Raw genomic sequence first — 17060 nt, forward strand, 5'->3', positions numbered from 1 at the left:
AGGTGTCAATACAATTAACGGATTCACTGAAAAAGTTGTTGAAGGAAACTGCACAGCAATTAAAAGGTGCGGACAAACGTAAATTTATAGCACAAACAGTTGTGGCATTAGGACACGGGGGACAGTCTCTAGCGGAGCGAGAGCTAGGATGGAATCGTGTAACTATTAGTAAAGGAATTAAAGAACTAACTACTAATATCACTTGTGTGGATAATTATCGAAGTAGAGGACGTTATAAAGCAGAAGTAAAACTACCAAATCTTTTAGAAGATATCAAAAAAATTGTCGATTCACAAAGTCAAATAGACCCAAGTTGTAAAAGTCAAAGACTGTATACACCTCTTTCTGCTGCTGAAGTGAGACAGCAATTAATTGATAAATTTGGTTATAATGATGAAGAATTACCCACTTCGGAAACAATTCGTGTCAAGTTAAATGATTTAGGTTATTGCCTCAAGCCGATTGCCAAGATTAAAACTCAAAAAAATATCCGAAACTGAATTTTAGAGAATCATTAGAATAAAAATATTTTTGATGGGCTTTAAACAGCATTATATTTTGCTAAAACTATGACTGGGAATGATAAGCATCCAGTTGTTAAGTTAGTCAGTCAAACTTACTTTATGGATACATTTAACTAAAAAAGCCATGTCCTACTGCACTTTCAAGAAATATGGGGAATAGGGAAAGAAAGTGTTTATAACAGAATTCAGGAGTCAGGAGCCAGAATGGGCTAAACCGAATGGCACTAAGAAAAGATACAGCCCTTGTTCTGACTGGAACAAGCCTGGAGGCTGGGAATCCATTCTGGGAGGCTCCGCCTCCAGTAGCTTGAATTGAGGCAGAGCCTCTTTTAAATACATTCCAGCCTCCAGGCTGGGAACGAGACGACACAAGCTTTTGGGTTTTTCTTAGTGCCATTCTGGGCTAAACCTTAGCTATCCGCTAACAAAATGAATTTTGAACTTCATAGTGGATAGCGCAGCGTAAAGCCTTCTCTTTCAGAGGCATGGCAACTCTTGGAGACGCTACCGCGTAGCGTCTGTCTGCGACACGCTCCGCGAACGTAGAGAGCGTCTTCATTCTGACCGGAGGCGGAGCGTCTCCGGCTCCGCTCCTGAATTCTGAATTCTTCTTCATAAAATGATTATCATTTCAAGTATTTGTATATTTTATTTTCTGGAAATATCGAATATTGAAAAAGCTAAAAAAATAGTACAAACACTAATAATTTACAATTACGTTCTGTCTTCTATCTAAAGACTGAGATATTGATTATGCTTAAGTTAAATATTAGATAAAAATAACTTATTTTTTAGTTAAGCCAAAATAATGTCAAACACTGATTTGAAGTGTGACTGGTTATAGCTATTGAAGTTATCCTATTTTTCTTGTCCAAACTAGGCACTTACGTTTTTAATATTTTCTTTATAATTTTCCTAAAATTCTATATCTTCACTAGTAAAAACCTGACTAAAGTAAAAAGATAGAAAGCGAAAGGACTTAGGTAACGCGAAAACCAAAAGTAATTAACGCGAAATGCTAGCTCTTTCCTTCCCAGACTTTTGCTACAAAGCAAACATACTTAATCAATGAAACCTCAAGATGAAAGGTTGAGAAGCAACTTCCAATTTTTCTAGATTCCAAAATTCTTTTTTTGCAAATAACTATTTAGTCACTACGAGGTCAGTTGTCATGGTTCAAATTCTTGAAAACCCAGCAGTCAAGCAACCACCAATTAGTAATAGAGTTGAAAGTTTTTTGCTAGATATGTTCGATAATGTTTGCCAAGCTATTGAGGAAATAGATGGAAGTAAACTTGACGAACAACGCTGGACAAGAGATGAAAGAGGCCAATGGGTACAAGGTGAAAACAGTAATGGTGCTATATATATCGACAAGTCGCTGCGGAACGGGAATGTATTTGAAAAAGTAGGTATCAACTACGTATCGATGCAGGGTGAGTTACCTCCTGGTGTGACTTTCCGAGGATCGGATGTTGTGATGGCTGACCCAACAACTATAATGCCAGATCAAAAAGGTACTTCTTTTTTCGCTACGAGTACCAGTGTTGTCATTAATGGATCTAATCCAATGATACCGACAGCACACGTTAACTATCGCTACTTTCAATTAGGTGATGGCACTGAACCTGGCTCTTGGTGGTTTGGCGGTGGAGGTGATTTAACACCAATTTACTTATTTGAAGAAGACGCAGTTCATTTTCATCAAGTACATAAAGCAGCTTGCGACCAGCACGATGCAGAACTCTATCCACGTTTGAAAAAGTGGTGTGATGAATACTTTTATCTTCCTCATCGCAGTGAGTGTAGAGGTGTAGGTGGAATTTTCTTTGACAATTTACAACATTCCGATGTCGAAACTCTACTTTCCTTCGTAAAAACTTGTTCTGAAGCTTTCATCCCTGCTTATTTTCCGATTGTCAAACAACGTAAGGATATGGAGTTTACGGAACAGGAGAAATATTGGCAGCGCATCAGACGCGGACGTTATGCCGAATTTATTCTACTGCATGACAGAGGTGTTCGATTCGGATTGGAAAGCGGCATCGTGAGTACACAAAGTGTTCTTAATTGTATGCCTGGAGAAGCTTTTTGGAACTATAATGACCAACCCACGGCTGATAGCCAAGAAGCAAAGCTTCTAGAGGTACTGAGAAATCCCCAGGAATGGGTGTAAAGACGGTCAAGAGCAGATTTGAAAACAGCAGCCGATCAAAAATGTTGGCTACCCAAATCCTAACCCTGTTTTGTTACTCTCGGAAAACAATAATCGAAGCAAGATTCCGAAACTTTGATCGAGTCAAGCTTTGAGTGTTTATTTTCTAACAGGAACTAAAATTTGTAACCAAAACCTGGAGATTTAAGCTCTGAAAGGCTTTCAGTGATTGGGTTCTCTCAAAGTGATAAAAGAGGGCTAATACCGTTTCACCTGAAGATTGATACAGATGACAGCCTGTTCTTCAGCAGGGCAGGCTCTTGAGCTAGTATCAAGAATTGAGTGAAATTGTATGATAAGCGCCTAATTTTTACTCTTTACATTTCTTTAGAGATAGCCTCTAAATAGGAAGTAACAAGGTATTTATGGAAAAATTGCCGACAGGTATTTTGCTAAAAATTAACAAATTATTTCGCTGGTCTAACTCAACTGAATTCGGCAACTTCAAAACTGAAATTAGCAAGTTTTTCCAAGTTAAATGGTTGAGTCATCTTTCCATCAAGCAGATGCAAGAAGTTGACATTGTATTCTTGTGTATGTTTGCTAGCAGATACCTAACGTTGACGATCATTTTACTATACTTATGGAGTTCAATTCATACTAGTCCTGAATCACCAAGGACATGCTATCCCTGAAGTCAATCGTAGGATTCTAGGAGCAAAAAAGTTTCTGGCGATCGCTGTCTGAAATTTAGCAGTAATCAGCCATTGATTAGCTCGTTTTTCTAGGTCATTTAAATGAGTAAAAAACACGGAGAACTGGCAATGGATAACGTTACAGGTATTGGCGACATTACCATGAACGATGTGATGCAAATGGATTCCTCCAAAGCAGTGAGTATGTTTAGGAATCGATTTGCAGCCTACAAAAAGCTGGCAGATGAAATTGGAGAACATGCAGCTTTTGAACAAATGATGTTAGCCTACCCTGCTCATCAAAAAGCGTTCATGGGTGCTTTCATTGACAATACCACCATAGCCAAAGGCTTTACCGATGCAATTCCGATCTTTCGGATCATGGGCTTCCAAATGCAAGTCGTAGATATTTCCCAAGAAGGAAAAGATGCTGCACTAGAAATTCAACGAGTTTGCCCGGTTCTTTCAATTGCCAAAGAATATGGACTTGAAAGCCCTTGCCGAGTTATCTGTGAGATGGAACAAGAAGCAACCAGGAGAGCATTTCCTGGGATGAAAGCTGCAATTATTAGCAAGCAGGCAGATGGTGATTGCGTTTGTATGTTCAAGTATGAAAGACCTGCCAAAGGGGTAGAAGTAAAGCCACAAAAAACACCGAGCTTGTTCTCTCATATTCTCGATTTGATTCGCTTGACTCCTAAAATCTTGCAGATTGGGATGAATCTTTTAAAAACATCTCTTTCTAAAGGATCGTAACTTTTATGAATGGCATTGTTCAAGACCTCAAGCATTTGATTGCAGGTGAAGTTAGCAACGCTTCAGAAATTTTGACAGAAGTTTCCGAAGATTTTGGTGGTATATTCCAAAAGTCTCCTCAAGTTGTTGTCACTCCTCAAAACGCTAACGATATTGCCCAAACTGTCAAATATGCCGCTCAAAAAGGATTAGTAGTTTCTTCACGCGCTGCGGGACATTCGTTAGGTGGTCAATCTTTAAACCAAGATGGAATCGTTTTAAATATGAGGAATCTCGATAAAATTCGAGATATCCAAAAAGAGCAACTATGGTTTAAAGCTGATGCGGGAACTTCTTGGAATCAAGTAATCGATGCTTGTATTCCTGATGGTTTAGTTCCTCCCGTATTAACCAATTATTTTGGTGTTTCTGTCGGAGGAACTCATTCTGCGGGTGGTATAGGTGCAGCCTCTTTTCGTTATGGAAATCAAGCTGATAATTGTCTTGGTCTAGAAGTTGTAACCGCAGAAGGTGAGATTCTTTGGTGTTCGCCTGAAGAAAACAGCGAACTTTTTAATCACGTACTTTGCGGTTACGGTCAGTTTGGAATTATTACCCAAGTTCAGCACAAACTCAAAGTTTATCCTTCCCAAACCCGCACGTATTTACTTTTCTATGACAACCTAGATGCTCTTTTGCATGACAAGCGGGTTTTAGTAACCGAACAAAGGGTCGATCATCTTGTATCTTTCCCAGTTCCCTGTTTGCAAGGAGTATCCAGAGCTACAGGAATAATGCAACCTTTGATTCAATGGTTTTACACGTTGCGGATTACTGTTGAAGCAAATTCTATTGAAGCTATTGATGACAAAGAAATCCTTGCTGGCTTAAATTTTTACCGTCATATCCATACTGAAGACTTGGGATTTGCACAATTCATCGAACCCATGATTCAAGTAGATAGCAAGGATATCGCTCATCCTTGGATGGATGTTTTTCTTCCCGCCTCATCTGCTAAAAATTACATCGAAACAGCTCTCAAACAGTTGCCTTCTTTTCTCGATATTAGTAAAGCGCAAATGGGCTGCTTTTGCTTGGTAAACCGGAATAACACGATGCCAATGTTTCGTTTACCGCAAGAGGAAGAACTAATTTTTGGGTTTGGAATTTATCCCAGCATTCCGAAATCGCAAGTTCAACCCATCTTAGCTGAATTGAAAAAGCTCAGTAACCTGAGTTTAGAGATGGGCGGAAAAAGATATCTAACTTGCTGGATAGATTTTACTATTCAACAGTGGCAAAGCCAATTTGGCGATTACTGGCCAAAAGTTAATCAAATCAAAAGTAAGTACGATCCCAAAGGAATATTTAACTCTGGCTTTTTTGAGTACGAACAGATCGCACCACAAGAAAACCAACTCGTTGAGAATGTTGCTACTAAGTCTGCGATCGCAGTATAAGTCACTTCTCAATCATCGTGTTTAGAACCATCCATATTACTTGACCGAGGCTCTAGAAGAAGACAAACTTCAAAAGAGGAAACATGAATATCGCACTTGTAGGTCTTAGTCACAAAACAGCCCCGGTTGAAATTCGGGAAAAACTGAGTATTCCAGAAGAACGAATTGAAAACGCGATCGCCCAGCTGTGTAAATACTCTCACATTGAAGAAGCTGCCATTCTTAGCACTTGTAATCGTTTAGAAATTTACGTAGTTGTAAACCAGATAGATCGAGCTGCTCAACAGGTAACAGAGTTTCTTTGCGAGTACAGTAAATTGCCTTTTGCAGACTTGCAGCAATACTTGTTTACTCTGCTACAGCAAGATGCTGTTAAGCATTTGATGCAAGTTGCTTCCGGTTTGGATAGCTTGGTGTTGGGAGAAGGACAAATTCTAGCTCAAGTCAAACACACCTTCCAACTGGTTCAGCAATACAATCAGGGCGATCGCATCCTCAATCAGTTGTTCAAGCAAGCCGTTACCACTGCAAAGCGGGTGAGAACGCAAACATCAATCGGTACGGGTGCGGTTTCGGTTAGCTCTGCGGCAGTAGAATTAGCCCAAATCAAAGTAGAGAAGTTATCGGCTTGCCGAGTGACAATTGTCGGCGCTGGTAACATGGCTCGGCGACTGGTGCAACATCTAATCTCTAAAGGCGCAACTCAAATTTCAATTGTCAATCGTTCTATCGAACGAGCTGAGGAATTGGCGAATCTATTTAGTGATGCTGGAGTAAAATATTATCCCCTCGCTGAATTGATGTCATTAGTGGCAACTGCGGATTTGGTTTTTACCAGCACTGCTTCAGTTGAACCCTTACTCGATAAAGCCAAACTCAAAGCTGCATTGCAACCCGAACAGCCTTTAATGCTGGTCGATATTTCAGTGCCTCGTAACGTTGATGCGGACGTTAATGAGTTACCTCACGTGCGCGTGTTTAATGTTGATGATTTAAAAACCGTCGTTGCCCAGAATCAAGAAAGTCGTCGGCAAATGGCAATAGAGGCGCAAGCATTAATCCAAGAGGATTTAGACGCATTTCAAACTTGGTTGCGATCGCGAGAAACCGTTTCTATTATTAGCTGTTTACGGGACAAACTCGAAAAAATTCGCGAACAAGAGTTAGAAAAAGCTTTGTCCCGTATGGGGTCTGATTTTGCTAAAAAACATCAAGAAGCCGTCGAAGCCTTAACTCAAAGGATTATCAACAAAATTCTCCACGAACCGATGGTGCAACTGCGGACGCAGCGAGATGTAGAAGCTCAACGCCTTGTCCTCCAAGTTCTGCAAGAGTTGTTTAATCTAGATACAGGAGAGGTGCAATCTAGTTTTGTTGCCCAAGCATCATCTAATTTTGTTGCCGAAACATCCACCCTATCAATAAGCAGCGTAGAGATAGCAGCAAAAAACATCAATGTTGCTCAAGTGAACCGGGAACATTTCAAAGTTGCTCAAATGAGACTTGAAAGTATTGAAGTCCATGCAAAAGTAGAAGAAGTTATTGCTTAAAGCGTAACTTAAGAAAATCCATGATTCTTAATAGCAATAACAGGAAGGAAGTATGTTAAAAAACTTCTGGTACGCTTGTGAGTTTAGCGCCGCCGTTACTACAAAGCCCAAGCAAGTGCGGATATTAAATCAGAAATTAGTCTTTTACCGTAACGCTAAAGGACAACTGATAGCTCTCCAAGATCAGTGTCCCCATCGTGGTGCTGCCTTATCTCTCGGTTGGGTAAAAGATGATTGTATCCATTGCCCCTATCATGCCTGGAAGTTTCAAGCAGATGGGAAATGTATTAAAATTCCTGCTAATCAACCCGGAATTCCTATTCCCAAGAATGCTCGTGTAGATAGCTATCCAATCCAGGAAAAATACGGTTTTATCTGGCTATTTTATGGAGACTTACCAGAAGAAGAACGTCCGCCAATCCCACCCTTGCCAGAATTTGAAGACCCAAGCCTACAGAAAATTTTCTTTGAATACGAACTGAATGCTCACTACACCCGCACGCTAGAGAATGATATGGATATGTCTCACGTATCTATTATTCATTCCAAGTCCTTCGGGAATGGGTTTGCATTAGAGCAAAAAATGGAAGATTACGAGCTGAATGTAGGGGAGTGGGAAGGTCACGCCAAAGTTGATGTCAGAGATTACACCAAAGCAAAAGACCTTTTCGCCTTTGTGTTTCGCCCATTGAAAGCCAATGTGAAGGTGACTTTAGGCTTTTATATGCCTAATATTACTCGGTTAGTGGTTGACTTCGGTCGTGGCAAGCTGGTTAATTTTACTGTCCATGTTCCTGTTGACGATCGCACCACTATTACCAAGCGAATTCAGTTCCGCAGTTTTCTAACTTTCCCTTGGGCTGATGGTATCTTTCAACGAGCAGCTTACAAAGTTGTCATGGAAGATAAAGGAGTGGTTGAGTCCGAATATCCTATGGCAGTTCCAGATAAGTTGTCAGACGAAGTTCACGTTCCTTGCGATAACTTATCTCTTGCTTATCGCAAACTTCGGCAAAAATGTTTGGCTATGGGATGGGGTATGAAACCTTATCAGAACCAATCAGATAACTCGAACGAAAATTTAATGCCACCTTCTTCTGAGAAAACAGAATGGTTTGTTTCAGCCATAGTGGGCGATCGCTCATGAACAGCTTTTGTCTTATTGAAGAACTAAATTTAGAGTTCGCATAACTAGGGCGGGCAAGATGCCACTGGTGTCAACTTAAGCTCAAACGCTTATTCCACAGGTGTTTTACCCCCCTTAGTCCCCCCTTATAAAGGGGGGAAACAAGAAAATCCAGTTCCCTCCCCTTTATAAGGGGAGGGTTAGGGTGGGGTAACGCAGATCGTGATGGGAAGCGCGTTTTGACAAGGATTTCACGTTAAGTTGACACCAATGGCAAGATACCCACCCCACAAGGTTGGATTGTTGCAAATCCCAAATTCTTGAAATGACAATTATTAAATCCAGGGAGAAATGTATGGGGAATTATACGTTACTGCAAGCGGCGCGAGGTGAGGTACTTGATCGCCCTCCGGTATGGGTGATGCGCCAAGCAGGTCGCTACATGAAAGTTTATCGAGACTTGCGTCAGAAATATCCTTCGTTCCGCGATCGCTCCGAGAACCCCGATTTAGCCGTGGAAATCTCGCTGCAACCTTTCCGTGCCTTCCAACCCGATGGGGTGATTATGTTCTCAGATATCCTTACGCCGTTGCCTGGTATGGGTATCTCCTTTGACATTATCGAAAGTAAAGGGCCAATATTCGAGCAGCCAATCCGCACGCCAGCCCAAATTGAAGCGCTGACTGACCTCGATCCCGAAGCTTCTTTACCCTTCGTGCAGCAAATCCTGAAGACGCTACGCCAAGAAGTTAATGGTCAAGCTACCGTCTTGGGCTTTGTTGGCGCTCCTTGGACGCTAGCTGCCTATGCAATTGAAGGTAAAAGCTCGAAAGACTACGCCATTATCAAAAGAATGGCTTTCTGCCAACCTGCGATGCTGCATCAACTTTTAGGGAAACTGGCAGATGCGATCGCAGTTTACGCCCGCTACCAAATTGATGCCGGTGCCCAAATTGTGCAACTGTTTGACTCTTGGGCAGGACAACTCAGCCCTGAAGATTTCCAAACGTTTTCTCTACCTTACCTGCAACGAGTTGTGCAACAGGTGAAAGCAACGCACCCGGACACGCCTCTGATTTTGTATATCAACAACAGTGCTGGAATCCTAGAGTTAATGGCACAATCGGGTGTCGATATCATTAGCGTAGACTGGACTGTAGATATGGCAGTAGCGCGGCAGCGACTCGGCGCAAATATTGGAGTCCAAGGAAATATCGATCCGTGCGTGTTGTTCGGTACTAAAGAGCTAATCCGCAATCGCATTCTGGACACAATCCGCAAAGCGGGGAATCAGAAGCACATCCTTAATCTCGGTCACGGGATTTTACCGAACACTCCAGAAGAGAATGTTGCTTTCTTTTTCGAGACAGTCAAGCAGCTCAACTACGCGTCAAACAATCTCAACTAAAAGCTATGACTTCAGTGCAACCCGCTTCATCTAACATTTCCAGCCCCGTTCGCACCATCCGCATCGGTTCTCGTAAAAGCCAACTCGCACTCGTGCAAACTTATTGGGTTCGAGAACAACTCCAAAAGCATTTTCCCGATATTTCCTTTGAAGTCCACACCATGTCCACCCAAGGCGACAACATCTTGGATGTGGCATTAGCCAAGATTGGCGATAAGGGACTATTCACCAAAGAACTTGAATTGGGAATGCTCAATCAGGAGATTGACTTTGCGGTTCACTCTCTCAAGGATCTGCCAACCTGCTTGCCAGAGGGGTTAGCCTTAGCAGCCGTAACAGAACGGGAAAACCCAGCAGATGCTTTAGTTGTGCATGAAAAGTACAAAGATAAGCAAATAGATACGCTGCCAGAAGGCACAGTCATCGGCACTTCTTCCTTGCGCCGCCTTGCCCAATTGCGTTATCACTTCCCCCACTTTACTTTTAAGGATGTGCGCGGCAACTTAAATACGCGCTTGGCAAAGCTGGATGCTGGAGAGTACGATGTGCTGATTTTGGCAGCCGCAGGGTTGCAGCGATTGGGGATGAGCGATCGCATTCATCAAATTCTGCCAACCGAACTTTCTCTTTATGCCGTCGGACAGGGAGCGTTAGGGATTGAATGCCGTGCTGACGATTTGCAAGTGCTGTCATTACTCAAAGCAATCGAACACATCCCTACCCGCGATCGCGTTTTAGCCGAACGTGCCTTCTTGCGAGAATTAGAAGGTGGTTGCCAAGTACCAATCGGTGTTGATACGCACCTGGACGGAAATACACTGACATTAACAGGATTAGTCGCCAGCGTCGATGGCAAACGTCTAGTCAAAGATTCTGTTACGGGCACTGTTAGCGAGGCAGAAAATTTAGGTATTCAATTAGCTCATAAATTGCGGCAACAGGGAGCTACAGAGATTTTGGCTGAAATTTTTCAGACAGTCCAGCGTAGTTAGGGAGTTGCAACTCAAAAAATATCCTGTCGGTGTGTAGGCAGGGGGGCAGGGGAGCAGAGGAGCAGGGGAGCAGAGGGGCAGGGGGGCAGAGGAGAGACAGAAAAATACGATTAAAGGGAAAGGATTTTTTCGCTCGCCGCTTTACCCTTTACCCCTTACCCTTTACCCTTTACCCTTTACCCCTTACCCTTTACCCTTTACCCTTTCATCGTTCATCTTAATACTATGTTTCCAATTCATCGCCCGCGCCGGCTGAGAAGCCATCCCCAATTGCGGCGGATGGTGCGCGAAAACGTTCTGACAACCAGCGATTTAATCTATCCTCTTTTTGCCGTACCGGGTGAGGCGATCGCTAACGAAGTCAAATCCATGCCTGGAGTTTACCAACTTTCTGTAGACAAAATAGTGGAAGAAGCGAAGGAAGTCTACGACCTCGGCATTCCAGCCATTATTTTATTTGGCATTCCTGAAGATAAGGATTCAGATGCAACGGGCGCTTGGCACGATTGCGGGATCGTTCAAAAAGCTGCTACTGCCGTTAAAGAAGCCGTACCCGACTTAATCGTGATCGTCGATACTTGCTTGTGCGAATACACTAGTCACGGTCACTGCGGCTATTTAGAAGTAGGAGATTTGACGGGTCGAGTTGTCAACGACCCAACGCTGGAATTGCTTAAAAAAACGGCAGTTTCACAAGTCAAAGCGGGTGCAGATATCATCGCGCCATCTGGAATGATGGATGGTTTCGTGCAAGCTATTCGTTCGGGTTTAGATGAAGCAGGCTACCAAGATACGCCGATATTATCTTACGCCGCTAAGTATGCCTCGGCTTATTATGGGCCTTTCCGCGATGCCGCCGACTCAACACCGCAATTTGGCGATCGCAGAACCTACCAAATGGACTCCGGTAACGGTCGTGAAGCCTTAAGAGAAATCGAACTCGACATTACCGAAGGTGCAGATATGTTAATGGTCAAGCCAGCCTTGGCCTACATGGATATTATCTGGCGCGTCAAGGAAGCAAGCAACTTACCCGTTGCTGCTTACAACGTTTCTGGCGAATACTCGATGGTTAAAGCCGCTGCCCTCAACGGTTGGATTGACGAAGAACGGGTAGTAATAGAAACATTGACTGGTTTTAAACGGGCTGGCGCTGACTTGATTTTGACTTATCACGCCAAAGATGCTGCTCGTTGGTTAGCGAAACTTGGCAATTAAACTTTCTAGTTTTGATTTGATGTTGTCGATGTAGAGGAGGAATTTATCATGTTCATTCCACTCGGTTTTGTTCAACGCTCCGTTTTAATCAGCTTGGGAAAAATGGCCTATTACACTAACCAAGGTGAACTTTGGGCAACCGATGGAATGGGCGATACGCCATCGGACACACTGCGCGATCGCGAAACTTTAATATTCTTCCACGGTATTGGAGGTGGAGCATCTGCTTACGGGTGGTCGAAGGTGTATCCAGCATTTGCAGCAGAGTATAGAGTGTTAGCACCCGACTTAATTGGCTGGGGGCGATCGGATCATCCCGAACAAAATTATCTTCCAGGCGACTACATCGCAATGCTAATTGAGTTCATCGAGAAGACGTGCCAAACCCCTGTAACAATCATTGCTTCTTCCCTAACTGGAGCTTTTGCAATCCGAGCCGCAGTCAAACGTCCCGACCTGTTTAAATCACTCATTCTTACGCTTCCGTCAGGCATTAAAGACTTTAGGCAATACTACAGCAATAGCTTTTTCGCTCAAATTGCCAGTGTTCCTATTCTCGATCGCGTTCTTTACGCAGGCCAAGTCAGCAACTTTGGCATTCGTGACTTCTTTGAGCGAGTGTTTGCTCAACCCAATCGTCTTTCTCCCGAAATTGTAGAAGCTTTTGTGCAATCGGCGCAGCAGCCAAATGCCGAGTATGCTGCCCTATCATTTTTACAAGGTAGCTCATCCTTCGATCTATCAGAATACATTCCAAGATTGACAACACCTACCATCTTTATTTGGGGAAGCCAAGCGAAGTTTACAGGGCCAGAAGTAGGGCGTCGCCTTGCGAATCTAAATCCACAAGCAATCCAAGCATTTATAGAACTAGAAGATGTAGGGTTGAATCCAGAACTGGAAGTGCCGGAAGTAATTATCGGATTAATTCGGAAGTATTTGCCTGTGTTGAAGCAGTAAATTTTTGATATGGCGCTTCTCAGTTTGCCAAGAATACTAAGAGTTCTTAAAGCCCTATCTTTAATGCATCGACCCGCACCTTTGATGCATCGACCCGCACCTTTGATGCATCGACCTGCACCTTTGATGCATCGACCTGCACCTTTGATGCATCGACCCGCACCTTTGATGCATCGACCCGCACCTTTGATGCATCGACCTGCACCTTTGATGCATCGACCTGCACCTTTAATGCATCGACCTGCAAAAATTAACCTTCCCTACGTTACGGAACAACTCTAAAAGACTTGTGTATACACCTACAAACTTTCAAAATTTATCGAATTTCTTCAAATGTTCGTTATTAGGAAAAATAGGTTGATCTCATGAAGACTACTTTAACTCCTCAAGCAACTCTATCCAAATCTCTACCCCCAGTTGATGCTAAGACTAGAGTCAGTCAATTGATGCGACAGTTGCAAGACGAAATCTGTCAGGGTTTGCAACAGCTAGATGGCGGAGGCACGTTTCAGGAAGATGCATGGGAACGACCTGAAGGGGGCGGCGGCAGATCCCGCGTCATCCGCGACGGCGCAGTATTCGAGCAAGGTGGAGTTAATTTCTCTGAAGTCTGGGGTTCTCACCTACCGCCTTCAATCTTGGCACAACGTCCTGAAGCGGAGGGACATCAGTTTTATGCCACCGGAACTTCAATGGTATTGCATCCGCGCAATCCTTACGTGCCAACTGTTCATCTCAACTACCGCTACTTTGAAGCTGGCCCGGTTTGGTGGTTTGGCGGCGGCATCGATCTAACGCCTTACTATCCGTTTGCTGAAGATGCAGCCCATTTTCATTACACATTAAAGCAGGCTTGTGACGCGCACGATCCCGAATATTATCCAGTTTTTAAACCTTGGTGCGACGAGTATTTTTATCTCAAACATCGTCAAGAAATGCGGGGCATTGGCGGAATCTTTTTTGACTATCAGGACGGTCAAGGTCAGCTTTATCGAGGCCCCGATCCCAAAGGCGCAGCAGCAATCACCAGCGATCGCGTTGGCATACCAGCATCCCGCAATTGGGAAGAATTATTTGCATTCGTGCAGGATTGTGGTAAGGCTTTTCTACCTGCTTACGCGCCAATTGTTAAGCGGCGGCAGTCAATGGAGTATAGCGATCGCGAACGTAATTTTCAATTATATCGGCGCGGACGCTACGTTGAATTCAATTTAGTTTACGATCGCGGCACGATTTTCGGTCTGCAAACTAACGGGCGCACCGAGTCAATTTTGATGTCTTTACCTCCATTAGTGCGTTGGGAGTATGGCTATCAACCCGAACCAAACACCCCAGAAGCCGAGTTATACCAAGTATTCTTAAAGCCTCAAGATTGGGCAAGCCTGACATCGCTTCTGGTTTAACTTTTGCCGTCAAAACATAAGACTTGTCATTTGTCATTTGTCATTTGTCATTTGTCATTCGTATTTACAAAGGACAAATGACTAATGACCAAGGACGATTTTACTAAAGTCCTCACTGAAATTTGAAGGATTGACATGAATTTACAATTGCTCTCGAAACCTTCAAAGCAATGGACGCTGGCTGTCGTTGTCGGTGGCACCGCCCTTACAGGAATTATCGCTTTTTACGGTATTTCTCAATCAAATTCTCAATCAAAACCAACCAGCAAACCCATTGAAGTTGTGCAAACCAGACCAAAGATTGAGGAAATTACCGCTTTAGGACGGATAGAACCAGCAACGGAAGTCATCAAAGTATCCGTCCCTGCTACGTTAAGCAACGATCGCGTCGCCAAATTGCTTGTACAGCGTGGCAGTGGCGTTAAAGCAGGTCAAGCGATCGCCATTATGGATTCGCGCGATCGTTTGCAAAATGCTCTACTAGAAGCACAAGCACAAGTCAAAGTATCCCAGGCACAGTTAGCCAAGGTACAAGCTGGCGCAAAATCTGGAGAGATTGCCGCCCAAAAAGCTGAAATCGCTCGGCTTGAACAAGAGTTAAAGGGCGAAATAGCTACTAGAGATGCCACTATCTCTCGCTGGCAAGCCGAAGTCAAAACTGCCAATAGTGAGTACAATCGCTATTCCTCGCTTTACCAAAACGGAGCGATTTCTGCGGTGGAAGTAGATCGAAAACAACTTGCTCTGGAAACAACGCAAGCACAGCTTACTGAAGCGAGAGCTAACCAAAATAAGAGTGTAGATACTCTACGGCAGCAGATCAAGCAAGCTAAAGCAACCTTAGATGAGATTGCTGAGGTACGTCCGGTAGATGTGCAAGCAGCTGATGCCGAGGTCAATAAAGCGATCGCCGCAGTCAAAAAAGCTGAAGCCGATCTCGCTGAAGTTTATATTCGCGCCCCCATAGCAGGTCGCATTCTCGATATTAAGGCCAAACCCGGAGAAGTTGTTGGTGAGAAAGGCATTGCCGAACTCGGACAAACTAGCTCGATGGAAGCGATCGCAGAGATATATCAAACTGATATTAGCAAAGTTCGTGAAGGTCAACAGGTAACAATTTCGAGTGAGTCTTTTTCCCCAGAGTTGCGCGGAACAGTTCGGCTCATTGGACTACAGGTGATTCAACAAGAAGTAACTAGCGGCGAACCTGGAGAAAATCTCGATCGCAAAGTCATTGAAGTAAGAATTGCACTCGATCCCCAAGCTAGCAAACGAGTTGCGAACTTAACTAACTTGCAAGTACAGGTTGCTATTCAGCCGAATAACAATTAAGAGGGGACTGGGAATAGGCAATAGGCAATAGGCAATAGGGAAAATTAAGATTTGTTTCTTAAATTTTGAATCGCGTGGCAGGTTCAAGCCCCCACTCTCTACTCTTTAATTTTGAATTTTGAATTTATAATTTTTAATTGGAGCGAAGCGACTTGACTATCAAAACATTTATATTCGGTAAATTATTCCGCAAAACCCCACTTGCTTGGCGGCAAATGAGCCGTCAAAAGACTCGTTTGTTAGTTGCTATAGCAGGAATTGCTTTTGCTGATTTTCTGATGTTTTTTCAACTGGGAGTTAGGGATGCACTCTTCGATTCGCAAGTTACCCCCTATACCACGCTTAAAGGAGATTTATTTTTAGTCAATAAACTGTCTGATAACTTGCAATCTATCAAAAGTTTTTCCAGAAATAAGCTCTATAAAATAGCAGGTGTTAACGGTGTAGAATCCCTGGCAACGCTATATGTGAGTCAAGCATCGTGGCGAAATCCTGAAAATCGAGCTAGCCGTCAAATTTTTGTCTACGGAATTGATCCGAATCAGCCAGCATTTGACTTACCAGAACTCGATGGACAATTGAATAAACTGAAGTTATTGAATCGAGCGTTGTTTGACAGAGCCGGATTGGTTCCTCAACTTGGGGACGTTCCTAGTTTGCTGAAAAAACAGAATCCGCTTTCTGTTCAAGCTAACGATTATAAAATTCAAATAGTTGGATTATTTAAGCTCGGTTCTTCTTTTTCTGCTGACGGCAATCTGATCGTCAGCGATTCTACCTTTTTACGGCTCTTTCCCCAACGCCGATCAAACGAAATCGATCTGGGTATTGTTGACGTAGAACCAAATGCCTCGATCGAGCAGATTCAGGCTGATTTACGAGCCAAGCTACCGGATGATTTACTAGTACTAAACCTGGCTGAATTCACTGCCCGTGAAAGTACATATTGGTCTACAGGTTCCTCTATTGGCCCGACTTTTAACCTCGGTGTTGCAATTGGTTTTCTAGTCGGAGCAGTTATCGTTTATCAAATTCTCTATACCGATGTCTCCGATCATTTGCCCGAATACGCAACGTTAAAAGCAATGGGTTACAGCGATAGATATCTGATTGGAGTTATTGTTCAAGAAGCTTTTACTTTAGCGGTTTTGGGCTTTTTTCCAGGTTTTTTGCTATCGAGTGGATTTTACATCTTTTTTCAGTCTGTGACGTTTTTACCGACTACGATGAAACTAGCTCGTGCGGTAACTGTGTTAGTTTTGACTTTCGTCATGTGTCTTGGAGCCGGAGCGATCGCTATGCAAAAGTTACGAGCAGCCGATCCGGCTGATATCTTCTAAGTTTTGAGCAATCGAGTGATGAATTTTGAGTTGAAGTTTAGAGGATATTTTAAAAGTAGTTAGCTGTGACTTTAACGGAATTATTACCCCCCTTAATCCCCCCTTATAAAGGCTACGGTGTACACACAAGTCCTAAAAACCTAGCTTGATAAGACTTTCCTC

At 43.2% G+C, this 17060-nt stretch carries 13 protein-coding genes and 1 pseudogene; all 14 read left to right on the forward strand.

The window, feature by feature from the left end; genetic code table 11:
• Positions 1-8 precede the first annotated feature (8 nt).
• Positions 9-491, forward strand: a pseudogene (locus tag RRG12_RS35555) (ISAzo13-like element transposase-related protein); the annotation flags it as partial.
• 1204 nt (positions 492-1695) lie between these two features.
• On the forward strand, positions 1696-2700 hold the full coding sequence (gene hemF / locus RRG12_RS35560; protein ID WP_420762464.1) for an oxygen-dependent coproporphyrinogen oxidase: 1005 nt from the start codon (positions 1696-1698) through the stop codon (positions 2698-2700).
• Between the two features lie 776 nt (positions 2701-3476).
• Positions 3477-4130, forward strand: coding sequence for an L-2-amino-thiazoline-4-carboxylic acid hydrolase (locus tag RRG12_RS35565; protein ID WP_069069102.1), 654 nt, complete (start codon positions 3477-3479; stop codon positions 4128-4130).
• A gap of 5 nt (positions 4131-4135) precedes the next feature.
• Positions 4136-5569, forward strand: a complete 1434-nt coding sequence (locus tag RRG12_RS35570; protein ID WP_420762465.1) for an FAD-binding protein — start codon at positions 4136-4138, stop codon at positions 5567-5569.
• A gap of 83 nt (positions 5570-5652) precedes the next feature.
• The gene (locus RRG12_RS35575; protein WP_420762466.1) at positions 5653-7119 is read left to right on the forward strand and encodes a glutamyl-tRNA reductase; all 1467 of its coding nucleotides are present in this window, start codon (positions 5653-5655) and stop codon (positions 7117-7119) included.
• A 52-nt stretch (positions 7120-7171) separates the two neighbouring features.
• Positions 7172-8266 carry a Rieske 2Fe-2S domain-containing protein gene (locus RRG12_RS35580; RefSeq protein ID WP_420762467.1) on the forward strand — a complete coding sequence of 365 codons (1095 nt, stop codon included), beginning with the start codon at positions 7172-7174 and terminating at the stop codon, positions 8264-8266.
• A 334-nt stretch (positions 8267-8600) separates the two neighbouring features.
• Entirely contained in the window at positions 8601-9653 is a 1053-nt protein-coding gene (gene hemE / locus RRG12_RS35585; protein WP_420762468.1) for a uroporphyrinogen decarboxylase, read from the forward strand.
• A 5-nt stretch (positions 9654-9658) separates the two neighbouring features.
• Complete coding sequence (hemC, locus tag RRG12_RS35590; protein ID WP_420762469.1) at positions 9659-10645, forward strand: hydroxymethylbilane synthase; 987 nt, start codon at positions 9659-9661, stop codon at positions 10643-10645.
• A 225-nt stretch (positions 10646-10870) separates the two neighbouring features.
• A complete protein-coding gene (gene hemB, locus RRG12_RS35595; protein ID WP_420762470.1) occupies positions 10871-11863 on the forward strand; it encodes a porphobilinogen synthase in 993 nt (330 codons plus the stop codon).
• A 48-nt stretch (positions 11864-11911) separates the two neighbouring features.
• A complete protein-coding gene (locus RRG12_RS35600) occupies positions 11912-12823 on the forward strand; it encodes an alpha/beta fold hydrolase (protein ID WP_420762471.1) in 912 nt (303 codons plus the stop codon).
• Between the two features lie 9 nt (positions 12824-12832).
• Complete coding sequence (locus RRG12_RS35605) at positions 12833-13105, forward strand: hypothetical protein (RefSeq protein WP_420762472.1); 273 nt, start codon at positions 12833-12835, stop codon at positions 13103-13105.
• Positions 13106-13188: 83 nt separating this feature from the next.
• Positions 13189-14226 (forward strand): oxygen-dependent coproporphyrinogen oxidase, encoded by a 1038-nt coding sequence (hemF, locus tag RRG12_RS35610; protein ID WP_420762473.1) that lies wholly within the window; start codon positions 13189-13191, stop codon positions 14224-14226.
• Between the two features lie 135 nt (positions 14227-14361).
• Entirely contained in the window at positions 14362-15558 is a 1197-nt protein-coding gene (locus RRG12_RS35615; RefSeq protein ID WP_420762474.1) for an ABC exporter membrane fusion protein, read from the forward strand.
• Between the two features lie 152 nt (positions 15559-15710).
• Positions 15711-16898 carry an ABC transporter permease DevC gene (gene devC / locus RRG12_RS35620; protein ID WP_420762475.1) on the forward strand — a complete coding sequence of 396 codons (1188 nt, stop codon included), beginning with the start codon at positions 15711-15713 and terminating at the stop codon, positions 16896-16898.
• The last annotated feature ends 162 nt before the right edge of the window (positions 16899-17060 follow it).

The organism is Nostoc sp. CALU 546 (assembly GCF_048836525.1).